Raw genomic sequence first — 24,008 nt, 5'->3', positions numbered from 1 at the left:
GTTGTAATTGCTTTGGTAAAAATACCAAAATGAAAGGAATTCACAACGAAATAGTGATGGTATTCACGACAATGTCTGTTGTAATTGCTTTGGTAAAAATACCAAAATGAAAGGAATTCACAACCAGAATTTATTCGATTGCTCACTTCATCCTGTTGTAATTGCTTTGGTAAAAATACCAAAATGAAAGGAATTCACAACACGTGTTTTAAAGTATTGAAAAACTTTTTTGTTGTAATTGCTTTGGTAAAAATACCAAAATGAAAGGAATTCACAACACAACTCTTTATTGGTTATTGAACGATGAAGTTGTAATTGCTTTGGTAAAAATACCAAAATGAAAGGAATTCACAACACTCTTAAAGTAGTTGGAAATCCGTAAGTAGTTGTAATTGCTTTGGTAAAAATACCAAAATGAAAGGAATTCACAACCCTCTCCCTTTCATCTTACCAATAATACAAGTTGTAATTGCTTTGGTAAAAATACCAAAATGAAAGGAATTCACAACTATTCCATGCCGTTTTTTCAGCTGTTGTTGGTTGTAATTGCTTTGGTAAAAATACCAAAATGAAAGGAATTCACAACAGCAACGCCTATTACTTCATTTTCATCTTTGTTGTAATTGCTTTGGTAAAAATACCAAAATGAAAGGAATTCACAACCAGGATTGCGTTGGGACGAATTGAACAATTGTTGTAATTGCTTTGGTAAAAATACCAAAATGAAAGGAATTCACAACGAAATAGTGATGGTATTCACGACAATGTCTGTTGTAATTGCTTTGGTAAAAATACCAAAATGAAAGGAATTCACAACCAGAATTTATTCGATTGCTCACTTCATCCTGTTGTAATTGCTTTGGTAAAAATACCAAAATGAAAGGAATTCACAACACGTGTTTTAAAGTATTGAAAAACTTTTTTGTTGTAATTGCTTTGGTAAAAATACCAAAATGAAAGGAATTCACAACACAACTCTTTATTGGTTATTGAACGATGAAGTTGTAATTGCTTTGGTAAAAATACCAAAATGAAAGGAATTCACAACTACTTCACCAACTAGATCAACTAACACTTCGTTGTAATTGCTTTGGTAAAAATACCAAAATGAAAGGAATTCACAACAAATGTTCGGAGTGTATGAAGGAATAGATTGTTGTAATTGCTTTGGTAAAAATACCAAAATGAAAGGAATTCACAACAAGCTTTTTCTTTTGTTCTAATCGGCATTAGTTGTAATTGCTTTGGTGGCAACTATTAAAATGAATTCAATTTATAACGATATCTTAATGAGAAATAATATGATCCCAGATTTTAATTATATTCCAATAAATTATTGTACGAATAGAGCGATAAATAAAGCTTAGCATTTTTTCTTAGCTTTATTTATTTCCTGCCCTTCTTAAGACAAAATATCCTAATATACCAGCAATTAATGAAGTCAGTAATACTGAAAGTTTAGCTTCTTCTACATGCAATGGATTACTAAATGATAATATTGAAATAAAAATTGACATCGTAAAACCTATACCAGCTAATAAGCCTACGCCTATCATATGAATTAGATTACTATTTACAGGTAATTGTCCAATTCCTAATCTTGAGCAAACAACTGAAACAGTAACTATACCGACAGGTTTTCCTAATAATAATCCCAATGCAATACCTAATCCTAATGGAGAAGTTAAGCCTTCAATCATTTCATATTGTATGGTTATATTAGTATTAGCAAATGCAAAAATTGGAATGATTAAGAAGTTGACAGGTTTGACCAAAGCATGTTCCAATCTTTCTAAGGGAGACTCAACATTGGATTTATTTGTAGGAATTGTCATAGCAATTAAAACTCCAGCAATGGTAGCATGAATTCCTGAATGATGTACAAAATACCAAATAAAAACACCAGGAATTAAATATAAATATGGATTCTTAATGTTGAAACGATTCATTATAATTAATACAACCATTCCAATGCCTGCATAAGCTAAAGCATCCAAATGGATCCCTGAAGAATAGAAAATCGCAATAACCAATATTGCAATTAAATCATCTACTATAGCTAATGCTGCTAAAAATATCTTTAGACTTATTGGAATACGTTTATCTAATAAGGATATAACTGCTAAAGCAAAGGCAATATCCGTGGCCATTGGAATTCCCCATCCTTCTATTGTATCTAAATTATTATTTAAATATATATAAATACCCGCAGGGATAATTGCTCCTCCCACTGCAGCCAAAATAGGTAAAATTGCCTTTTTTGGTGAAGATAATTCACCTTCTACGATTTCTCGTTTTATTTCTAATCCAACCAATAGAAAAAAGATTGCCATTAAACCATCATTAATCCACAGACTAATACTATAATTTAAATGTATATTGTCGTCTTCATATCCAATTGTTGTGTCCAGGAGATTTTGAAGTGCTTCACCTAAAGGAGAATTGGCTACAATTAACGATAAGATCACACATAAAAATAATAATGCTCCTCCGAAATTACTGGATTGTACAAAATCTTTAAAAACCTTTAAATTGATTTTTTGATTCATATTTAATAGTTAAAATTGATAATGTAGCAAGATATAACATTTTATTTTTTTAAAATAATGGATAAGATTCAAAATAGAATTTTATATCTTATAAGATCCAAACCTTTTAACTTATATGATAACAAAATTTTACAATTGGTTTAACCTTCATCGCGGAGAAGAAAATAAAAATAAAGTAAGAGAAGATGTAATTAAAAACATATCTTTTAAAGGCGCCAACTTATGGATTTTAGCTTGTGCTATTTTAATTGCTTCCATTGGATTAAATGTAAATTCTACCGCTGTTATTATCGGAGCAATGTTAATTTCGCCTTTAATGGGACCTATAGTAGGTTCTGGATTCGCACTGGCGACGTATGACATTAATTTACTAAAACGTTCTACAAAAAATCTACTTATAGCTACAGCTGTGGGGTTTCTCGTTTCAGCCCTTTTTTTTTATATCAGTCCTTTTAAAGATGTGCAATCTGAACTGCTGGCACGTACTTCACCCACTATATATGATGTACTTATTGCTTTTTTTGGAGGTATCGTGGGAGCTGTGTCAATAACGAGAGAAGATAAGGGAAATCCTATTCCAGGAGTTGCAATTGCAACAGCTTTAATGCCTCCTCTTTGTACAGCAGGTTTTGGTTTTGCTACTATGAATTATAAGTTTGTAGCAGGCGCTCTTTATTTGTACAGTATCAATTGTTTTTTTATTGGGATAGCAACTTTTTTAGTTTTAAAATACTTAAAGTATAAACCAATTGTTACTAAAGATGAGGCTTTTGATAAAAAAGTGAGAGTAGCAATTACCATCATGGTGTCCTTGCTAGTTATTCCTAGTTTTTATTTAGCCTATAATTTATTGGAGGAAAAAAAGTTTGTTCAAAATGTTGAAAAATATTTCAAAGATGAATTTACCGATAAAGGAATGACCATTATTTATAAGAAATTTTCTTTCAATCAAAATCCAAAAAGAATTGATGTCGCTTTTCTTTCGGAAAAATTTGATTCAATTGAAATTCATCAATTAAATCAAAAATTAAAACAATACAATTTACCCAATACAAAGTTAGTTATCAAACAAAATAACTCAGATTTAAATAACGAAATTTTAATGGAATTACAAGCGAATAATACTATAGAAGGAGAAAAAGACATCCGAATAAAACAATTGATGACTCAAATTAATCAGTTGAACTTAGGAGATTTTAAAACAGATCAAGAAATTAAAATTTTATTTCCAAACATTAATAAAGTATCTTTTGGTAAAACTAATTTATATGTGTCAAAAGATTCAGTCATTACTCAAACATTATTAACTTATTCTGCAGTAAATAAGGTTGATGAAGTGAAACTAAGACAATGGCTCAATGCAAAATTCGAACAAGACAGTATAATCATTATTAAGGAATAGAATTAAAATTTTATGGATTTGTAATATTTTAGTTTCAATTACTTAGTTAATGGAAAATGTACCCAAATATAATCAATTCACCACTCAGAAATTGATCAATGGAGAGGCAGGATTCATTAGCACTCTAATCTTTCCTAAAGGTGTGCTTTTCATAATAAATGTAGCAACATTATCATTAAAAATTAATACCAATAGAGCAATTAGTGAAGTGATTCCACTTGTTAAAAGATTATTTGTTGAAATATCTCTGTAGTAGTCTTTCACGCTAAAATAGGTAACGAATTCTTTTATCACTTCAGGTATATGAAAAATTAAAAGCATAACTGCTATAAATAAAATAGATAGCTGTGTATATTTTTCTAGACTAACTCCTGAAGTTTCATTTTTACATCTTTTAAATATTTCTCTACCCTTAAAAATATCATTATTAGTTCAGTTTTATAAAGCGTTACATAGTAGATTATAAACAGTATAATAAGCACTAATGAGATTATAATTAAAGGAAATGCTATTGTTACATCTGGATAAAATAGATCAAAATTCTTTAAAATACTTATCTGTTCAGGAATGAAAAATGTAAAAATAATGAAACACCATCCGTTTAATTTGAGAAGTATTGCAAAGAGATTTTTATAGTCATAATATTGTGAAATAAATGATTAGGTTTAAATTAAATTCAAAAATAAACGCATGCTAACTTGCTGGATACTCCCTAGATAAAGGCAGGGTAAAGGCAGGATAATGGCAATACATGAATTTTAAAATATATCTGTTACTTATACAAATTTATTGTTGCACTTGGTAATTCTTTAAAATATAACAAGCCAAATTTGAAAATGATTAATGAAATTATATTTTGAGATGTGGATGTGGTGTTTTGATTAATGAAAATTCATTGTTGTGCGTCTTTTCTGTAGGTGTTCTGTATCCTTTCTGTAGGCGTTGTATAGCGCTTCTCTAGCGCTTGTTCGGTGTTCGTTCGGGTATCGGGTTTATTTACAAAAAAAAGAGGAAGTGATAGCTTCCTCTTTTTTGAAAATTATTTTTTAAAATGTAATTTGAACGTGATTCCCTTATCATCATTATTACAAACATCGCACGTAGCCTCTAAGCGATCCAGAATTTTTTTAACAATGGACAAACCAACTCCATTTCCTTTGTAAGAAGTTGCATTATCCAATCGTTTAAATATTTTAAACAAATTCGAGATTTCATGTTCAGGAATTCCAATACCATTATCTATTATGCTATACGTTATAAAATTATCGGATACTTCACTTTCTATTTTAATTTTGGGTACAGTTTCTTTCGATGAATATTTAACCGCATTAGAGATTAAATTCTGAAAAACTTGATATATCAGTGTTTTATCTGAGTGAATAAAATGTAATTCCCCACATTCCACTTGTATATTTTGATTAGAATAAACTGTTAAAACATCTTCTAGGATATTTTTGATAAGATGATGCATATTTATCTTTTCAAAATTTAAATCAACTTTGGATGAGCGACTTAAATCAAGGACATTTTTCATCAATTCCTCCATAGTTTCAATTTGTCCTAACACAGTTTTTAGCGTAGTTTTCTGACTTTCATCTTCTCTTACTTTGGTTAGTAATAATTGTAAATTTAGTTTTGAAACAGTTAAAGGTGTCCCTAAATCATGAGAAATTGTAGAAGCAAAGCTATCCAATTCATCATTAATTTTTACGAGCTGATGATTTAGTTCTTGTATTTTATCAAAGTGGTTAAAGGTAATTTCGTACAATAAATTCTGAAGTTTATGAATGGCTATTTCATTTTTTCTGCTCCATATTTTTGATTGTCCTTTTATTTCTTGTTTAAATTTTTTAAATGATGCTCGTGGAGAAATAACGTTTTGTTCAATTCCATTAATTTCAGTTTTTATGATTTCTTTCTCAGGATTACCCGCCCATTGTATATGTTCGTTGTATTCTTTTCTAAACCAAATAAAATATTTATAATCTTCTCTGTTTATTTCGCTTATAATAATACCTGAAGTTTCACTGGAATTATCCACTAGTGTAGGGTGTTTTTTCGCAAATGAACGATCAATAAAAGTTTTATTTTCGGCAGGATGATTTTCTCGATACCAAACTAAGATCTCGTTAATCTTACTTGGTGAAGGAGTCATCCCATCAAAGATGATTTCATCTTTATTAATATAGGCAACTCCGTCTGCTGCTGCTAATTTTAGAAAATCATTAAAATTACTTTTAATTCCTACTTTTAAATCGGGGTAGGTTAATAATTTAGTTTTAAGGATTTGAATATTTTCTTCCAGTGCCAACGAGTATTTATTGATTGCTTTATAATTAAAAATTGTAAACAGCTTTGATGCCCAATTTGTTAACCTCTCAGCATATATTCTATTTTTTAAATCAACGTGTTTCGCTTCAATATTTTGGCATGTAACCAATCCCCATAATTTATTTTCAACTATAATGGAAGTACTAAAACTAGATTTAACTCCAGAGTTTCGTAAATATTGACCGTGTAAAGGGGACATTGCTCGTGCTTCACAATAAGTTAAATCGACCTCAGTAGTTGTAGAATGAATAATATGGTGTGGCGCGTCAATATCACTAAAAATTCTTCTTTTTTGACTTAGATAGAGCTCTCTAGCTTGGCTAGGAATATCTTCTTCGGGATAATGTAAGTTTAAATAACTTTCGATTTGATCAATTGTACGTTCTGCGATTACTTTGCCCGAACCATCTGCAAGAAATTGATACACCATTATTCTATCATATTTGGTGAATTGGTAGATATCTTGCACTAATTTATTCCATAAATCACTTTTTTTGGTAAGCGATTCGTACTCATCTATTTTAATAAAATTTAGATTATATTCCTCAGCACTTTCTATTTTTTCTTCAATTTGAATATACTGAAATGATTCATTTTCTAAAACATAGATGTAATATTCTATATTTTCAATAACTAGTGTATCAATCGAATCTTCAAATTCATTTTTATGGAGAAAATAATTTTTTAACCAATGAGATAAAATTGGAATTACGTCAATGGATTTACTTAAAATTTCATGTTCAGTAGGGAATAATTTTTTTAGATTTTCACTATAAAAATGGATGATTCCATCAGCATCTAGACCAATTAAATAGGCAAAATCCTGAAATTTACCTGGAATTCTGATTTTTTCATCAGCACAGTAACTAGAAATCATAAGTTAGTTTTGTTTTATTGCTAAAATTTTCAGTAGTTGATTTTATTCAATAGTATAATTTAAAGGTCAAATTAAGTAAAATTTATTTAAGATTCTTTAGAAATAATTTTTTGTTTATTAAACGATTTATTGTAAAGCAATGTAAATATGTTAGGGTAGGTGAATAATATGTATATGTTCTACAGAACAATCAATATGAATATTGCTAGGTTAAAATAAGTTAAAATATTGATGTTTTGGTATTATCATCGTAATATTGCAATGTATAATTTGATCTACATGGGACTTACGAAATCAGAAATATTTACCGAGGAACAGAATAAATTGGCTGCAATGTTTAAAGTACTTGCACACCCTGCTCGTATTGCTATTTTGCAATATATTATCAACCAAAATACGTGTATTTGTAATGATTTAGTAGACGAATTAGGTTTAGCACAAGCTACTATTTCCCAACATTTAAAAGAATTAAAAAATATAGGAATTATACAAGGAACAATAGAAGGAAAATCTGTTTGTTATTGTATTGATGAAAAAGTATGGATCAATTTTCAATCACATTTCACTCAATTTTTTGATCAAGAAGTTAAGGTCAACCCATGCTGTGGGTAAGATTTTTTTAAAAAAAACGTATCGTAATATCGCAATATATAATTTATATTAAAATGAATTTAAATAAAATAAAAGAAATTCTACCTACATTAGAAAATGTAGAATTTCAACTAGAAGATGGAACTTTTGTACCAGAACATTTTCATGTCACTGAAGTCGGACAAATCACTAAAAATTTTATTGATTGTGGAGGAGTAGTTCGTTCAGAGAAAGTTGTAAATTTTCAGTTATGGAATGCGGATGATTTTGAACATCGTTTGAAACCTGAAAAATTATTGCATATTATCCAATTATCAGAAGAGCAATTAGGAATTGAAAATTCAGAAATAGAAGTAGAATATCAATCTACTACAATTGGAAAATATGATTTAGAGTTTAATGGAAAATATTTCATTTTAAAAAATAAAAAAACTGCATGTTTAGCAGAAGATGCGTGTGGAATTCCTGTGGTAAGTAATACAAAATTTAAAGTATTGGAAGTAAAAAATTCTTGTTGTGATCCTAGTTCAGGATGCTGTTAATCAAACTTAATTTTATCATCTAGTTAATTAAAAATAATAGCATCCACTCTACATATTGAGTGCATGCTATTATTTTAACAGATGAGTAAAAGTCGATATTCTCCATCATTTTCTACAGGAGCCCTATGTACGCAGGGTAAAACATTTTGATCTGGATGATCTACAGCTAATTTCCATAAACTACCATTTCCTAAATTTATAGGTTGAGCATTGGGTTGAAGTTGATAATGTAGATCAAAAAAATATTCACTAAGAAAGTTTTCAAAATCAGATTCAGTTCCATCATGTAATTTTTTTAATTTTTGTCTAATTTCCGGTATCAGAATTTTTTGTTCTACTTCGTTATTAGGTATAATATCACTAGAAGTCCCGTAATAAGTACATAGAAAAGTATCTGTTGCTACCGGTGATCGGTCAACATGAAATGAATAGACATCTGTTGATATATAATCAAATTCATTATCACGCTCATAACATTTAAGAAGATTAAGAACAGGCGATGCACCATATTTCTCTAATAAAGAAATATCGTTGATGATAATATCTCTTGCGATATTACCATGATCAGTTAAGGTTAGAGCTTGTAAATCTGAAACTGAAATTTCAGTAATATTCTCTTTTAATGAAAGTTGATTTACAATTTCTTCAAAATCTCCTTCTAAGTTCCTTTGCCAACAATAGGCATTATAACTTCCCTCGAAAGCTGTGTGAGCAAGACCTTCGAATGTTGTAAAATTTTTAATTTGTTGGTAATTCATGCTACCTTCGTTTATATATACAAAGGTAGCTAGGATTTAGATTCGTAATTAATTTCTTTGAATTTATATTCCCAAAAATTCAAAAGCTTTATGGTTAACAAATTGCGAGTGAACTTCTCCTGCATATGTTTCATTTTTGCTTACACTTAATCTTTTTACAGAAGCATTTACTTTAAAATCAATTTTCTTTAAATCTACCCAAAATGTATTTGGAGTTTTTACTGTTTCAAAATAATAAACTAGATTTTTTTGATCAGATACAGAGCGCCATCTTGTAGAAGAAATATTTGGTTCAGTAACAGAAGAAATACCATACGGAACAGAAACGTTTCTTATAACACTAAAAACACTTGCAATTGCTGTTTGTGTATCCGTAGTTTGTGGAATTGCTTGGATATAATAAGATGCTCTTACAAACCTATCTGCTGCTCGGTTAGTTCCCGGTAGCATTACGGTTCCTGGTATATCTTTCCAATATTGGTTTATAGCTAATTGCTGATCAAAAATAGGCGAATTAGTCATTACCGTGTAACTCTTATTATGATGAATGATTAATTTACCATTTATATATTCAAAAATAGCGTTATCACCTAAAGCATCTGAGATAGAAAGGTGTAATGTAGCAAATTTTGTAGTACCAGGAATATAGTCTGATACAATTACAAAATCTTCTTTTTTTAGGGCTTGCACAGCTTCATTTACACTCTCAAAGTTGTCTAATACATATTGAGCCCAAGCAGATATAGTTAATCCTTTTTTTGTGATTTTAGCATCAAATTTAGGATACTGACTTTCTACAAGCCAAAGAATATTTGCAACTAATCCTTTTTCGTTTATCCCATCGGTTGTGGCAATATCCCATGCACTGGTAATAACACTTCCGTATTTCGATTTCCATTTTAAGGAATTAGCACCTACATTTCCTGAGCGGTCTAAACCTCGAGGGAATATCCATAAATTGGCGTCAATCTCATCTTTCCAATCCATTGATCGAGCTGTTATTATAGTATTCTCAGGGCCATTATATACCACTCTTGTACAAGCAGTAGAAATTGAAGGTAGAAAGATAAGACTGAAGATAAATATTACATTTTTTAACATATAAAGATAGATTAGTTAATATTTCAATAAGTTAATGATTATTTATGTGATACATAAAAGGTTAATATAGAAAAAAACGATTTTATCTTCTCTTTTTAAAATAGTGATATTTGAGCAACAAGATTGATGTAGGAATATGATCATGAATCATTCATGTTATTTTATCTTTTCAAAGCTCTATATGGTACAATTCTTCTTTATAAAATGTTAAAACATATCACTAAATGCTAAAAATCTTCTAATTAGTACATCTGCGTGAAATGATTACATTTCAAATTGTGTTATTTACAATATATTAACCTATTTTTGCACGCCTTTTAAGGATTAAAATATGAAAAGAATTATTGAGTACAGAAAATTACTCGGAGTTGACAAAAACGTTACTTTGAAAGAATTAAAGACAATTTATAGAAACTCGATGAAAGATTCTCATCCTGATAAATTTGTCGATGATGAAGCTGGAAAAATAGAAGCAGAAGAAAAAAGTAAGACTGTGATTGAAGCTTACCACTTTTTGGTAAGTATCAATAAAGAAACACATGAAAAACTTAATGATGAGTATACAGATACAATCTCGAATTCAATTATCCATGACTTCTATTTTGATAAACAAGTTTTAACAATCATTCATTTGAACGGTATGACTTACGAGTATATTGGTGTACAAAAAAATACTTATGTAAAAATGGTGAATGCTGATTCAGCAACCCGTTTTGCAAAGAGACACATTTACGGAAAATTTATCTTCAGAAAGTCTGCTAAGGCAACAGAAGAATAAAATAAATTTTAAAAAGGAAGGGATAAATCATTGATTTATCCCTTTTTTTATGGACTTTTTTTAATAGAATTAGTCTCTATATTTTTCTTATAATTGTATCATAGGAGGTATTAATGACTAAGATTTCACCATATCCAACCGGTATTTTAAAACTATTTTTTAAAGCAATATCTAATATAATAGACCAGAAGCAACGTATAGGACCACTATGTGTTACAATTAAAACTTTTTGGTAGGGTAAGGTTTTTAAGGTTTCATAAAATGAATTAATTCTATCTAATAAATCTTTCATGGATTCTCCATTTGGAGTAGAAATGTAATCGAAGTTTTCCATCCAATTTTTTGATTCATCATATGGAATTGTATTCCAATTTTTTAATTCCCAATCTCCAAAATGCATTTCCATTAGTCGTTCATCTATGATGTATTCTATATCCGAAAAATTTAATGCTTTAGTTAATGTGAGACATCGATCCAAAGGACTTGTATAGATGAAATCAAAATCTTGTGGTAACTCCTTTTTATAATATTCTACATATTTGTTAAAATCATTGCTTAACCTTACCTCACTTTGCCCATAGCATGTGCCTTTTTCTACATCTACAGGCGTGTGTCTTATGATATAAATTTCCATAAACCAAGAACAGTTACTAAGAAGATACCTTCACATATTTGTTCTAATGCTCCTAAGCAATCTCCTGTATATCCACCAATCCATTTAGATAAATATTTTTTGAAATAGAATATTATAAATGTGAGTGGAATTAACGAAACTAGGAGCAAAGGAGATAAAAAAGAAAAACATATTAATGGAAATAATCCAAATATATAAACGCCTATAATTTCTTTTAAAGAATGTTTCTTAGCGATTGGTTTGGCTTTACTTTTTTCATCATCGCGTACATAATTCATTAAAAAGCAAAGTTGAATAGCCGAAAATCGTGCAATTGAGTGATAAGTTACAAAGAGCATAAATATCCATAATATTCCACACTTCTCAACTAATGGAATTAAAAGATACAAACAATAAAACTTTAAAGCCAGTTGGATAATTGTAGCTACCATTCCATAAGTCCCAACACGACTATCCTTCATGATATCTAAGATTTTCTCTTTTGTCCATCCGCCACCAAAACCATCGAAAAAGTCAGCTAAGCCATCTTCATGAAATGCTCCAGTAATAAGAATTCCAGCTATAAATGCTCCAATAATGGAAATTTCTAACGGAAGAAAAAATTGTAAAATGTAATAGGTACAAAATGATAATCCACCAACAATATATCCAATTAAAGGAAAGAATCGGGTAGATGCATTGAGTTTATCATCACTGTATTTTGTGTCGAATGGAATTGGAATTCTGGTATAAAACATTAAAGCAATACAGAATAATTGGAATTGTTGCTTCATGCTTATTTATTTGAAACTCCTGAACTTTCAAAACTAGCCATCTCGTTGAGGAATGCAACCGAATTTTGTATAATAGGATAAGCCAAAGCACATCCAGTCCCTTCGCCCACACGCATGTCTAAATGCAGAATAGCTTGTACATCTAAAAATTGTAACATTTTTTGGTGTCCAATTTCATTACTATTATGACAAAATATTGCTGCTTCTTTGATTGTTGGATCTATGGCTTGAGCAATAAGAAATGCACTTGTAGCGATAAAACCATCTACTAAAATAATCATTTTATGACGATGAGCTTCTAACATTGCCCCACATATTTGCGCTACCTCAAACCCTCCGTATGTTTGTAATATTTTTAAAGGTTCATTTATTTTACCATGTAATTTATCCGCTTGTTCTAAAATTTTTATTTTTCTTTTGAGTTGATCATTTGCTAATCCTGTTCCTCGACCTACGCATTCTTTTACAGGAAAGTCACAAATATTTCTCATAATCATAGATGCAGAAGATGTATTTCCAATACCCATTTCACCAAAACCAATTATATTAGTTCCGCTATTAGCCACCTCTTTTACAATCTCAGCAGATCTTAGAAAACATTCTTGTAACTGATTTTCACTCATTGCAGAAGTTTCCACAAAATTTGAAGTTCCAAATCCAATTTTAGCATCAATTAAGTTGGGGATATTTTCAAAAGTATAATTTACTCCCGCATCAATAGTTTTAAAATCAATTTTATTTTGTTTACAAAATACGGTAACAGCACCACCACCTTGTAAAATATTCATCACCATTTGGTAAGTAACTTCTGCAGGATAGGCGCTAACTCCGGACTGTGCAATTCCATGATCGCCAGCAAATAATAATATGGTTGGTTTGGTTAATTTAGGAGTTAATTTTTGTTGAATTTTACCTACTTGAAATGCAATTTTCTCTAATAATCCTAAAGCTCCTAAAGGTTTAGTTTTAAGATCTATTTTTTGTTGTAATAAAATTTCAAAGTCAGTTTTTAAGTTTGTTTCAGTAGTCATTAAACATTAATTTTTTTGGTTGAATGGGTTGTAAATAAAACCGTTTTATGTTTTAATTTAGATCATAAAGCTATAAGAGAGGTTATTGTGTTTTATGAGTCCAAATTTAATCTTCGGTTAGTATAAAGTAGTAAATATAGTCGTTTTTTTCACAGAGTATACATGATTAAACTATTGAAAATTGATGTAGAAATGGTTCATTTCGAAAATTAATTTATATAATTTATCTCTAAATAAATTTGAATAAGAGTAGGGATAAATAAGATATAGGAAATAATTTAAAAATGAATATTTAGTACATTTGCGATATGATTATAAACGTAATTATTGTAGCTGCTATTATAGGTGTATTAGCGGTTGTTATGAGATTTTTTAAAATAAATAATGTACAAAAAGAAACGGTTTCTTCTTATGAAATTCCTAAAGAACCAGAATTTTACTTTGTGCCAATTCTTAAAGATGTAGAGTTAATACAAAATGATCAAATAAATGATTTTTCATTTGATATTTCATCAATTATACAAGATAAAGATGCTCAAGATATTCTTTTAACTTTTTCTAATAATAGTACAGCCCATGTTAGGATAGAGTTTATAGAAATTCTATTTGTCAGCCATATTTATAATAAATCTTTTTTAGGAGATAGTAGTTATAAAGATTTAACGATGGGAACAAATGATATCATTTTAAAAAATACTATTATATCTGGAGGGAATTTAGTACGTAATATTATTTTTGAAACATCAGAAAAATTTCAATTTTCAGGTAAAGATGAGATTATAATTAAATTATACATCAATAATATAGAGTATACGCTTTCCCAAAATATTAATAACTCTAAAGTAAAAGAAGTAAAGGTGATATAATAATGTATTTGAAATTATATAGTACGTTATAATTTATTGAAAATTATGTGTATTACACTTTGCGATAACATTTCTAGATTTTCAATATCTTGAATTTTCTAATTATATTTTTACGATAATTTAAACCACGCTAAGTATTTATATAATTTATAAATACTTAATACAATATACATATATGATAATTTTGTTCTGTTTATAGAATATAATTTTTTTCGTATAACTATTTTACTATTCTATACTTAGATTTATTATTAATAACTATCAACGTATTGATTTTTTATTTTTTTATTAGAGATAATTTGTAGATTTGCAATATATGATATGGATTATTAATGATGATGAATAGAATAGTATGGCAAAGAATGCAATAAAGGATAAATGGAATGAGATTTTTCATAATCAATCATCTAAGAAGAATAAAGATATAGATCCAATAAAAGATGATCTAATCAATAGTTATTTCTTCATTTACGATTGTGTTGAAAACGAAATTGCTTTTGTAAACAATGCTTTTTCAATCGTAACAGGTTTTGATGATAAATCTTTTAATTTAGATAAATTAATTAAAATGATTCATCCTGATGATTTAGATTATTTTTTTAAATGTGAAGAGAAAGATCTCGAAATCACGAATGCTTTAATGTTTAATCAGCATTTTCAATATTTATTTAGCTATACCTACAGAATTATTACAGCAGATAATAGGGTGTTAACCATGCAGCAAAATTGCCAGGCAATAGAAGTTACTAGCCAAGGCCATTTAAGCAAAACATTGGTAATTCATAAAATTATACCGACGTATACAGAAAGACCAATTGATGATCATAAAATATTTGATAAAGCCAGAGGTATTTATATAGATTCTGAAAACTGTTATAATCTTTCTAAAAGAGAATTTGAAATCCTAAATTTAATTAAGGATGGGTTAAATAGTATTGAAATTTCAGATCGCCTAAACATTAGTAAATATACTATTGACACACATAGAAAAAATATCTTAAATAAGACAAATTCTTCTAACTTTATAGAATTGATAAAAAAATTAAGTTTTAGCGAATTTGATTAATATTGGTAGAATCGATCACTTAATTAAATTTATAATTACCTCTATTTTTCGAAGGGTATCAAGCAAAAAAGAGTTTTAAAAAATAGATTTATCTATCATTTTAAAATAATTCTAAATAATTTTTTTATTAGTAATTGAATTTATAACTAAATGAAATTAATTTTTTAATTCAAGTTTTTGAATTAATCTCAATAATTATTAAATAAGATTGAATTAATCTTAAAAAAAACAGCAAATTAAATATTGCTTTAGGGAATAATATTTAAGAGATTATATATTGGGTTATTAAATTTAAATTATTTAAATTTGCACTACTCTAAATAAGAGTGATGAAGTTTTTAAAGTTTACAACATTTGTATAGCTCATAATAAGGTTGAGCGTCTCTACGGCAGACCGTAAATAATTGCCACTACAAATGAATTTTTTTTCTACTACCTAAGGTTTGAACCTCCTTTCAGAAAAAATTTTTGTTTGTTGATGTAGATACATTGTTGGGAATATAAAACCAAACAACAGACAAACACACCAATGAACAAACGACTATTCATTCAGAAGAAACTTAATTTTGACGTTATCAGTCAGAATACTACGATAGAATTACAAAACCTTGTACCTACAATTGTGTGCAAGGTTTTTGTTATTTATGACCTATTTGGTATTACTGAAAATGAATTACAACTAACTCAAAATAATGTATTTGCAGATCCAGTAACGGATATTATCTACACTGATTTGAATGAAGTTTTAGACAATTCATTTCCGCAAACACAAAACTATTTCGCAACAGAATTTTTACCAGGTCAATACAATCAACGCGACGATTCAGCTGAACAATGTCTGGTCTTAATGAACGTGGATAATGTAACCGTTAAATCAGGTTTATTATATGTCTTTAATAAAGATTTATCGCAAGAGGATGTACAAAAAGTACAAGACTACTTAATTAATCCAATCGAATCTCGTGTAAAAGATTTAGATAAATTAGAAATTGGTACAAATCCAGAAGCAACTGAGGTGCCAATTATCGAAGGATTTACTACAGCTGGTGAAGAAGGTTTAAAAGAAATCTACAATCAATACGGTTTATCCATGGAGATGGATGATTTATTATTCATTCAAGAGCACTTCAAATCAATCAACCGTAATCCAACCGATACAGAATTAAAAGTATTAGATACTTACTGGTCTGATCACTGTCGTCACACGACTTTCGAAACTGAAATTACAGACGTACAGTTTAATTCTCAATTCAATGAAACTTTACAACGCACCTACGATTATTACCTAAAAATACGTGAAGAGTTAGGCATTACGAAACCTATTCGTATGATGGACTTAGCAACGATTATGGGGAAATATTTATCGCGTACAGGTGTGGTTAAAAATATTGACGTTTCTGAAGAAATCAATGCTTGTTCTATCTTTGTTCCAATTGCTGTGGATGGCGTTGAAGAAGATTGGTTATTACAATTCAAAAATGAAACACACAATCACCCAACAGAAGTAGAACCTTACGGTGGAGCTTCAACATGTGTGGGTGGAGCAATCCGTGATCCTTTAAGTGGTCGTTCTTACGTTTTCCAAGCGATGCGTATTACAGGAGCTGCCAATCCTTTAGAAAAAATTGAAGACACGTTACCAGGAAAATTACCACAACGTAAAATTTCGAAAGAAGCAGCAAATGGATACAGTTCTTACGGAAACCAAATCGGATTAGCGACGACTTTCGTCAAAGAAATTTACGACGAAGGGTACAAAGCAAAACGCATGGAAGTAGGTTTTGTGGCTGGAGCGGTAAAGAAAGAATATGTTCGTCGCGAAGAACCAGTTGCAGGAGACAAAATCATCTTATTAGGTGGTGCAACAGGTCGTGATGGTGTTGGAGGAGCTTCAGGTTCATCGAAAACGCACGACGGATTAAAATTAGACGATTTATCGGCTGAAGTACAAAAAGGAAATGCTATCGTTGAACGTAAAATTCAACGTTTATTCCGTAATCCAGAAGTGTTAGCATTAATCAAAAAATGTAACGATTTTGGAGCAGGAGGGGTTTCTGTAGCCATCGGAGAAATTGCACGTGGAATTAATGTTGATTTAGACAGAGTTCCATTAAAATATGCAGGTCTTAACGGAACTGAATTAGCAATCTCTGAATCACAAGAGCGTATGGCGGTTGCAGTGGAAGCAAAAGATGTGGAGAAATTCATTGCCTTAGCAAAAACTGAAAACTTAGAAGCAACTTGTGTAGCTGAAGTGACAGCTGACGATACAATGACTTTAGTTTGGAAAGGAACGAAAATTGTTGAATTAGACCGTAAATTTTTAGATACAAACGGTGTTCGTAAACAAGCGAAAGTGGAAGTTACGAACGGTGAAAATATAAATCCTTTCGAGAACAAGCCTTTTAATAAAGAAGCGTTTGTAGCGATGATGCAAGAATTGAATCACGCCTCTCAAAAAGGAATGGTAGAAATGTTCGACAATAATGTGGGACGTTCTACAATTTTAAATGCTTTTGGTGGTCAATTGATGGATACACCAGAAGATGTTTCAGTACAAAAATTCCCAACAGACGGATTCACAAATGCGGTTTCTGTCGCATCTTACGGATTTAATCCAATCGTTTCTCGTTGGTCAAACTACCACGGTGGTTACTTCGCGGTTGTAGATTCAATGACGAAGATCGTAGCGGCTGGAGCTAAATACGAAGATATTCGTTTAACGTTCCAAGAGTATTTTGAGAAGTTAAGAGACGAAGCGACACGTTGGGGAAAACCCTTTGCAGCGATTTTAGGAACAATCGAAGCGCAACGCCAATTCGGAATCCCTGCAATTGGAGGAAAAGATTCAATGTCGGGATCTTACCAAGATATCGATGTGCCACCAACATTAATTTCTTTTGCTGTAGCACCTTCTACAGACGATCAAATCGTTTCAGGAACATTTGCTCAACCAAATTCTAAAATTTCAGTTTTCGTACCAACACAAAACGAAGATTATTTATTAGATGCGGATAATGTTAAAGAAATTTTCTCATTCATTTCATCTTTAGATCGTACAAATGTACAAGCGATGATGACTGTGAAGTTTGGAGGAATTGCTGAAACATTAGCAAATATGGCTTTTGGTAATGAAATCGGATTTACAATCGAAACTGATTTAGATTTATCTAAATATTACCCAGGAGCAATTATCATCGAACATTCATCAGATTTAGAAATTCCTGTGTCAATCCAAGCAAACTATTCAGTTTTAGGAATAACTACCGCTGAAAAATCATTTGTGATCAACGGTGAAACCATCAATTTAGTAGAATTAAAACAACAATGGAAAGCAACATTCCATTCGTTATTCCCTTATAAAACAAAAGCAGAAGGTACAATCGAAGATCAAACGTTAGCTGTAAAAGAACCAATTGCAACAGCGAAAGTGAAGGTTGAAAATCCACGTGTTTTCATTCCGATCTTCCCAGGTACTAATTCTGAATACGATTCAGCAAAAGCATTCCGAAGAGAAGGAGCAATTGTTTCTTCAATTCCATTCAAAAACTTAACAAAACAAGATGTTGAGGATTCGGTTGAAGCTTTTGTAAATGAAATCAACCAAGCCAATATTTTATTCGTTCCAGGTGGTTTCTCTGCCGCAGACGAACCAGACGGATCAGGGAAATTTATAGCAACAGTTTTACGCAACGAGAAAATAAAAGAGGCAATTCATCAGTTATTAGATCGTGACGGATTAGTTTTAGGAGTTTGTAATGGTTTCCAAGGATTAATCAAATCTGGATTATTACCATACGGTAGAATTCAAACGTTAGAAGAGGATACACCAACATTAACGTTTAACGAAATCGGACGTCACATCACGCAATTAGCGAAAGTTCGTGTCAACAAATCACACTCGCCTTGGTTACAAGGAATGGAAGGACAAGAATACTGGATTCCATTCTCTCACGGAGAAGGTCGTTTCGTAGCTAACGAAGTCGAATTACAAAAGTTAATTGACAACGGACAAATCGCTACACAGTTTGTGACATTAGACGGTGAATTAGCAGCAGGAATGCCATACAATCCAAATGGATCAACTTTCGCAGTAGAAGGAATTGTTTCACCTTGTGGAAAGGTTTACGGAAGAATGGGACACCCAGAGCGTTACGAGGAAGGGTTGTACAAAAACATTCCAGGCGTAAGTTATATGAACATCTTCGAGAATGCGGTGAAGTATTTTAGAGGAGAATAATTAGTTTTTCGAAGCTAGAAATTAGAATTGAGACATTTGTCATTCTGCGATTGTCTAAGAATCTAAAAAGATTTTTTAATACTGAATGATCATTGAAATAATAAGGTTGAGTCATCCTGAACTCGTTTCAGGATTTCATCCTAAAAGTAAAAGAGATGATGCGAAGCTGAAATAAATTCAGCTAGATATTTTGGTCTAAATACTAAAATCTAACATCTCACTACTAAAAAAGAACAAACAACAAACAAATATACTGCTCAGATTTATCAGAGCGAACATAATGGGTTTCAATCCTGAACCAATTGAAATCAAAAACCATTAAAAACCTTGAACAAGTTTATAGTGGAAAACATAAAATGATTATATACCTTGAACAAGTATATCAATCGCACTAATAGAGCCTTGAACAAGTTCTATTGACAAACAAACAACAAACACTGAAGTGGACATTTTTTTTCATTTCAAACAAAACCAAAAACAACAAACAACAAGAACAACGACGATGAACTTAACAAAACAAGAATTCATTTACGAAGGAAAAGCTAAACAAGTTTATTCTACTGAAGAGGCTGATAAAGTAATCGTATACTACAAAGACGATGCAACAGCTTTCAATGCTCAGAAACGTGGGACAGTTGAAGACAAAGGAGAAATGAATAATAAAATTTCAACTTTAATCTTTAATTATTTAATTGAAAAAGGAATCCCAACACACTTCATCGAGCAATTAAACGACCGTGAGCAGTTAGTAAAAAAAGTAACAATTATTCCAATCGAAATGGTTGTTCGTAACTATGTTGCGGGAAGTATGGCTCAACGTTTAGGTTTAGAAGAAGGAGCAAAATCTCCAATTACAATTTTTGATCTTTGTTATAAAAAAGATGAATTAGGTGATCCGTTGATCAATGATCATCATGCCGTTTTATTAGGTGCTGCAACGTATGAAGAGTTAAAAGAATTATACGCAATTACTGATAAAATTAATGAAGCTTTAAAAGAGTTATTCTTAAAAGCCAATTTAACCTTAATTGATTTCAAGATTGAATTTGGAAAAGATATGGAAGGTAATATTATTTTAGCGGATGAAATTTCTCCAGATACATGTCGTTTATGGGATGTAGAAACTGGTAAGAAATTGGATAAAGATAGATTCCGTCGTGATTTAGGTGATGTTTCAGAAGCTTATCACGAAGTCTACAACCGTTTATTAGAAGTTTTAAAGTAACTTTTTAACCACCCAAATGATTAATAAAAAATCATACAAAAGTCAATTAAAAGCGCAGTATTTAACGGAGTTTTACGAACGTAATATTCTTAAAAAATATGCTGCTGATACAGTTGACGCTGTGAATGAAGAATGTGGCGTATTTGGAATTTATTCACCAACAAATATCAACACCTATTCTATTACACAATTCGGCTTATTTGCATTACAACATCGTGGGCAAGAGGCTTGTGGAGTAACTTTCTTAAAAGATGGAAACTTAAAAACTGTAAAAAAAGCAGGATTAGTTTTAGATGTTTTTAAGACAATGGAAGATGAAATTGAAGACTACCAAGGAAATGCAGCAATCGGACATACTCGATATACAACAGCAGGCGGTGGAAGTAGACGAAATATTCAGCCTCTATACACATACAATATGTATGGAAAACCACACTTTTCTATTGCTCATAACGGAAATTTAATCGAAGTTGAAAATTTAAGAAAAGAATTAGAAGCAGAAGGGTTACCATTTTTAGCAACTTCTGATACAGAAGTATTATTGCGCTCAATTCAAAAATTTTCACACTTAGATATTCAAGAAGCTATTCAAAAAGGTACAGAAAAAATTAAAGGAGCTTATTCTGTTTTAATTTTAGCAAATAATCAATTAGCGGCTTTTCGTGACCCTAATGGAATACGTCCTTTATGTATGGGGAAAATCGGTGATGCATACGTATTTAGTTCAGAAACTTGCGCATTAGATGCCGTTGGAGCTGAATTTATCCGAGATGTAGAGCCAGGAGAAATCGTGATTGTTAACCAAGATGGTTTACATTCATACTCATTAAATCAGCCTGCTCAGAAAAATATTTGTGCATTTGAGTACATTTATTTCGCTCGACCTGATTCAAATATCGAAGGAAAGGAAATTTATGATTTACGTGTAGAATCTGGACGTAAATTATATGAACAATCTCCTATAGAAGCAGATTTAGTGATTGGTGTGCCAGACTCTGGTATTCCATCTGCAATTGGTTATTCAGAAGCATCAGGTATTCCTTATGAACCAATTTTAGTAAAAAACAGATACATGTCGCGTTCGTTTATTGTTCCTTCTCAGGAAATGCGTGAACGTATTGTAAATCTAAAATTAAATCCAATTACCAATCGAATCAAAGGAAAACGATTAGTAGTATTAGATGATTCGATCGTACGTGGAACAACGTCCAAATTATTGGTAAAAATTTTGAAAGATGCTGGAGCAAAAGAGATTCATTTTCGTTCAGCTTCACCACCAATTATTGCACCATGTTACTTGGGAATAGACATGCCAACAAAATCAGATTTAATTTCTGGTCACAAATCAATTAAAGAAGTGGAAGATTATTTACAAGTAGATTCTTTAGATTTTTTATCTGTAGATAACTTAATTGATTTATTAGGAAGTACACAACATTGTTTTGGATGTTTTACAGAGAAATATCCTGTAAATTATAGCAATACAACCAACAAAGAAGAATCAACTTCTTGCTGTTAGATCGAATAATTGTAAAATGTAAAAAGTCTAATGTAAAATGTGTAAATCTTAATACATCATACATTTTACGCTAATACAACAAAAAAATGAGCAACACATATAAACAAGCTGGGGTAGACAAGGAGGAAGGTTACCAAACAGTATCGAAAATTAAAAAAGCAGTTTCCGAAACGCATAATTCAAACGTCTTAAACGGAATCGGAAGTTTTGGTGCATTCTACCAATTAGGTGGGTACAAAAATCCAGTTTTAGTTTCTGGAACTGATGGTGTAGGAACAAAATTAAGAGTAGCTTTAGATTCTAAAGTTTATGATACTGTTGGAATTGATTGTTTTGCAATGTGCGCAAACGATATTCTTTGTCATGGAGCAAAACCATTATTCTTCTTAGATTATTTAGCTTGTGGGAAATTAGATTCAGATATTGCAGCAGAAATTGTTGGAGGTATTGCTGCAGCTTGTAAAGAAACAGGAACAGCTTTAATTGGGGGTGAAACCGCTGAGATGCCAGGAATGTATAAAGTTGGAGATTATGATGTGGCAGGTTTTTGTGTTGGAGTTGTAGAACGCGATGAAATTATCGACGGTTCTAAAATAAAAGCAGGACAAGCAATTATCTCTTTACCATCAAGTGGATTTCATTCTAATGGATTTTCATTGGTGCGTAAAATCTTCCCAGATTTCAACGAAGAATTTGAAGGTAAACCATTATTTGAAACTTTATTAATTCCTACAAAATTATATCAAAATGATATTTTTAAAGTAAAAGATGCTGGGATTCAAATGACTGGAATTGCTCATATTACAGGTGGTGGATTAATCGAAAATGTTCCGCGTATCATTAACGATGGTTTATGCGCTGTAATTGAAAAAAATAAAATTAATGTTCCAACTGTAATGCAAGAATTAGCAAAACGTGGAAACATCGCAGAAGACGAGATGTTTGGAACATTCAACATGGGTGTTGGTATGGTTGTAATTGTCGACCAAGCTGATGCTGATAAAGTATTGAATATTATTGATGGAAGTGCTGTAATTGGAGAAATTCAAGAAGGTACAGACAAAATTATATTGAAATAGTAGATTAAATAGTTTAAGAAAGTCGGGTAGGAGAAATCTTATCCGGCTTTTTAAATTTCACTATTTTCCATGATGTTTTATTTTGTAAACAAATCTAATTTTAAACAAATCTATATTCATGAAACTATTGGCAGCACTTTTATCGTTTTTATTCATAAGTTGTGGAACTAAATCCCGTTATACCTCAACCCCAATTCTACGAAAATTGAATTATATTAACCAATTTGATTCTTTAGGTAACATAATTGGTAAAGAAAGAAAATGGATAACTGAAACGCAAAAATTACCTTATGGAATAGAACTGATTACTAAGAATAAAAGTAGTATTTATTATAAATTACAGGGTAATTATCATTCAAGTGGTTTGAATGCGACAACACTAAAAAATATTTCTACTGCATTATCAACTGAAAATGATACTTTAAAAATAAAGCATATTGTAACTACAAAAAATGGCTTTGGTAAAGAAGGGAATAATATTGTTGGGTATAATTTTACTAAAACAAATTCAGTTAAAATTCCGAAAAACATTAAAGCAATTCAGATAGAAATGGAGGAATATAACTCAGTAAATCGTATAGTAAACCGTAATCCATTCGATTCTGCAAATTCAAAATATGCTCATCTAACGATAGAATTATAGCTT

General features: G+C 30.6%; 18 protein-coding genes, 1 CRISPR repeat array and 1 riboswitch. Of the genes, 11 read left to right on the top strand and 7 right to left on the bottom strand.

Annotated features, from left to right (window positions below; translation table 11 throughout):
* Positions 1-1,202: direct repeats of the CRISPR family, unit length 47 nt; unit sequence GTTGTAATTGCTTTGGTAAAAATACCAAAATGAAAGGAATTCACAAC.
* Between the two features lie 180 nt (positions 1,203-1,382).
* A complete protein-coding gene (nhaA, locus tag IM532_RS02730; protein ID WP_194181909.1) occupies positions 1,383-2,549 on the bottom strand; it encodes a Na+/H+ antiporter NhaA in 1,167 nt (388 codons plus the stop codon).
* A gap of 115 nt (positions 2,550-2,664) precedes the next feature.
* On the opposite strand from nhaA, the gene IM532_RS02725 reads away from it, so the two are divergent.
* Positions 2,665-3,951 (top strand): DUF389 domain-containing protein, encoded by a 1,287-nt coding sequence (locus IM532_RS02725; protein WP_194181908.1) that lies wholly within the window; start codon positions 2,665-2,667, stop codon positions 3,949-3,951.
* Positions 3,952-4,990: 1,039 nt separating this feature from the next.
* Here the strand turns inward: IM532_RS02725 and IM532_RS02720 are convergent.
* Positions 4,991-7,159, bottom strand: a complete 2,169-nt coding sequence (locus tag IM532_RS02720; protein ID WP_194181907.1) for an ATP-binding protein — start codon at positions 7,157-7,159, stop codon at positions 4,991-4,993.
* Between the two features lie 279 nt (positions 7,160-7,438).
* Here IM532_RS02720 and IM532_RS02715 point away from each other — a divergent pair, with 279 nt between their 5' ends.
* Together IM532_RS02715 and IM532_RS02710 are read left to right on the top strand one after the other, a co-directional pair.
* Entirely contained in the window at positions 7,439-7,771 is a 333-nt protein-coding gene (locus tag IM532_RS02715; RefSeq protein WP_194181906.1) for an ArsR/SmtB family transcription factor, read from the top strand.
* A 53-nt stretch (positions 7,772-7,824) separates the two neighbouring features.
* Positions 7,825-8,292, top strand: coding sequence for a DUF6428 family protein (locus tag IM532_RS02710; RefSeq protein ID WP_194181905.1), 468 nt, complete (start codon positions 7,825-7,827; stop codon positions 8,290-8,292).
* A gap of 74 nt (positions 8,293-8,366) precedes the next feature.
* Here the strand turns inward: IM532_RS02710 and IM532_RS02705 are convergent, their stop codons facing one another.
* Both IM532_RS02705 and IM532_RS02700 read right to left on the bottom strand, forming a co-directional pair.
* Positions 8,367-9,050, bottom strand: coding sequence for a DUF1826 domain-containing protein (locus IM532_RS02705; protein WP_194181904.1), 684 nt, complete (start codon positions 9,048-9,050; stop codon positions 8,367-8,369).
* A 63-nt stretch (positions 9,051-9,113) separates the two neighbouring features.
* Complete coding sequence (locus IM532_RS02700) at positions 9,114-10,151, bottom strand: linear amide C-N hydrolase (protein ID WP_194181903.1); 1,038 nt, start codon at positions 10,149-10,151, stop codon at positions 9,114-9,116.
* Positions 10,152-10,482: 331 nt separating this feature from the next.
* Between IM532_RS02700 and IM532_RS02695 the strand changes: the two genes are divergently transcribed.
* Entirely contained in the window at positions 10,483-10,929 is a 447-nt protein-coding gene (locus IM532_RS02695) for a KTSC domain-containing protein (protein ID WP_194181902.1), read from the top strand.
* 76 nt (positions 10,930-11,005) lie between these two features.
* Here the strand turns inward: IM532_RS02695 and IM532_RS02690 are convergent, their stop codons facing one another.
* Genes IM532_RS02690 through cobT form a run of 3 tightly spaced genes read right to left on the bottom strand, consistent with a single transcriptional unit; the run spans position 11,006 to position 13,367 of the window.
* Positions 11,006-11,563 carry a histidine phosphatase family protein gene (locus IM532_RS02690; protein ID WP_194181901.1) on the bottom strand — a complete coding sequence of 186 codons (558 nt, stop codon included), beginning with the start codon at positions 11,561-11,563 and terminating at the stop codon, positions 11,006-11,008.
* Positions 11,545-12,336, bottom strand: a complete 792-nt coding sequence (locus tag IM532_RS02685; protein WP_194181900.1) for an adenosylcobinamide-GDP ribazoletransferase — start codon at positions 12,334-12,336, stop codon at positions 11,545-11,547. The genes IM532_RS02690 and IM532_RS02685 overlap by 19 nt, the downstream gene beginning before the upstream one ends.
* 2 nt (positions 12,337-12,338) lie before the next feature.
* The gene (cobT, locus tag IM532_RS02680) at positions 12,339-13,367 is read right to left on the bottom strand and encodes a nicotinate-nucleotide--dimethylbenzimidazole phosphoribosyltransferase (protein WP_194181899.1); all 1,029 of its coding nucleotides are present in this window, start codon (positions 13,365-13,367) and stop codon (positions 12,339-12,341) included.
* 308 nt (positions 13,368-13,675) lie between these two features.
* Here cobT and IM532_RS02675 point away from each other — a divergent pair, with 308 nt between their 5' ends.
* The 7 genes from IM532_RS02675 to IM532_RS02645 all read left to right on the top strand — a co-directional run bounded on the left by IM532_RS02675 (position 13,676) and on the right by IM532_RS02645 (position 24,005).
* Positions 13,676-14,233 carry a hypothetical protein gene (locus IM532_RS02675; RefSeq protein WP_194181898.1) on the top strand — a complete coding sequence of 186 codons (558 nt, stop codon included), beginning with the start codon at positions 13,676-13,678 and terminating at the stop codon, positions 14,231-14,233.
* Between the two features lie 352 nt (positions 14,234-14,585).
* Complete coding sequence (locus IM532_RS02670; protein ID WP_194181897.1) at positions 14,586-15,299, top strand: LuxR C-terminal-related transcriptional regulator; 714 nt, start codon at positions 14,586-14,588, stop codon at positions 15,297-15,299.
* Positions 15,300-15,633: 334 nt separating this feature from the next.
* A riboswitch (purine riboswitch) is annotated at positions 15,634-15,732 on the top strand.
* A gap of 96 nt (positions 15,733-15,828) precedes the next feature.
* Positions 15,829-19,539: a phosphoribosylformylglycinamidine synthase gene (locus IM532_RS02665; RefSeq protein ID WP_194181896.1), complete on the top strand. Its 3,711-nt coding sequence runs from the start codon at positions 15,829-15,831 to the stop codon at positions 19,537-19,539.
* A 502-nt stretch (positions 19,540-20,041) separates the two neighbouring features.
* Positions 20,042-20,764 carry a phosphoribosylaminoimidazolesuccinocarboxamide synthase gene (purC, locus tag IM532_RS02660; protein ID WP_194181923.1) on the top strand — a complete coding sequence of 241 codons (723 nt, stop codon included), beginning with the start codon at positions 20,042-20,044 and terminating at the stop codon, positions 20,762-20,764.
* Positions 20,765-20,780: 16 nt separating this feature from the next.
* Positions 20,781-22,283, top strand: a complete 1,503-nt coding sequence (purF, locus tag IM532_RS02655) for an amidophosphoribosyltransferase (protein WP_194181895.1) — start codon at positions 20,781-20,783, stop codon at positions 22,281-22,283.
* 86 nt (positions 22,284-22,369) lie between these two features.
* Positions 22,370-23,362, top strand: a complete 993-nt coding sequence (gene purM, locus IM532_RS02650) for a phosphoribosylformylglycinamidine cyclo-ligase (protein WP_194181894.1) — start codon at positions 22,370-22,372, stop codon at positions 23,360-23,362.
* Positions 23,363-23,480: 118 nt separating this feature from the next.
* The gene (locus IM532_RS02645; RefSeq protein WP_194181893.1) at positions 23,481-24,005 is read left to right on the top strand and encodes a hypothetical protein; all 525 of its coding nucleotides are present in this window, start codon (positions 23,481-23,483) and stop codon (positions 24,003-24,005) included.
* Positions 24,006-24,008 lie beyond the last annotated feature (3 nt).

This window comes from Faecalibacter rhinopitheci, from assembly GCF_015234135.1.
GTDB classification, from domain to species: Bacteria; Bacteroidota; Bacteroidia; order Flavobacteriales; family Weeksellaceae; genus Empedobacter; species Empedobacter rhinopitheci.
This window is presented reverse-complemented; position numbering and strand designations above follow the sequence as displayed.

Coding starts and splice junctions, on each gene's coding strand:
- nhaA (WP_194181909.1), bottom strand. CDS start 2,549: ATGAATCAAAAAATCAATTTAAAGGTTTTTAAAGATTTTGTACAATCC.
- IM532_RS02725 (WP_194181908.1), top strand. CDS start 2,665: ATGATAACAAAATTTTACAATTGGTTTAACCTTCATCGCGGAGAAGAA.
- IM532_RS02720 (WP_194181907.1), bottom strand. CDS start 7,159: ATGATTTCTAGTTACTGTGCTGATGAAAAAATCAGAATTCCAGGTAAA.
- IM532_RS02715 (WP_194181906.1), top strand. CDS start 7,439: ATGGGACTTACGAAATCAGAAATATTTACCGAGGAACAGAATAAATTG.
- IM532_RS02710 (WP_194181905.1), top strand. CDS start 7,825: ATGAATTTAAATAAAATAAAAGAAATTCTACCTACATTAGAAAATGTA.
- IM532_RS02705 (WP_194181904.1), bottom strand. CDS start 9,050: ATGAATTACCAACAAATTAAAAATTTTACAACATTCGAAGGTCTTGCT.
- IM532_RS02700 (WP_194181903.1), bottom strand. CDS start 10,151: ATGTTAAAAAATGTAATATTTATCTTCAGTCTTATCTTTCTACCTTCA.
- IM532_RS02695 (WP_194181902.1), top strand. CDS start 10,483: ATGAAAAGAATTATTGAGTACAGAAAATTACTCGGAGTTGACAAAAAC.
- IM532_RS02690 (WP_194181901.1), bottom strand. CDS start 11,563: ATGGAAATTTATATCATAAGACACACGCCTGTAGATGTAGAAAAAGGC.
- IM532_RS02685 (WP_194181900.1), bottom strand. CDS start 12,336: ATGAAGCAACAATTCCAATTATTCTGTATTGCTTTAATGTTTTATACC.
- cobT (WP_194181899.1), bottom strand. CDS start 13,367: ATGACTACTGAAACAAACTTAAAAACTGACTTTGAAATTTTATTACAA.
- IM532_RS02675 (WP_194181898.1), top strand. CDS start 13,676: ATGATTATAAACGTAATTATTGTAGCTGCTATTATAGGTGTATTAGCG.
- IM532_RS02670 (WP_194181897.1), top strand. CDS start 14,586: ATGGCAAAGAATGCAATAAAGGATAAATGGAATGAGATTTTTCATAAT.
- IM532_RS02665 (WP_194181896.1), top strand. CDS start 15,829: ATGAACAAACGACTATTCATTCAGAAGAAACTTAATTTTGACGTTATC.
- purC (WP_194181923.1), top strand. CDS start 20,042: ATGAACTTAACAAAACAAGAATTCATTTACGAAGGAAAAGCTAAACAA.
- purF (WP_194181895.1), top strand. CDS start 20,781: ATGATTAATAAAAAATCATACAAAAGTCAATTAAAAGCGCAGTATTTA.
- purM (WP_194181894.1), top strand. CDS start 22,370: ATGAGCAACACATATAAACAAGCTGGGGTAGACAAGGAGGAAGGTTAC.
- IM532_RS02645 (WP_194181893.1), top strand. CDS start 23,481: ATGAAACTATTGGCAGCACTTTTATCGTTTTTATTCATAAGTTGTGGA.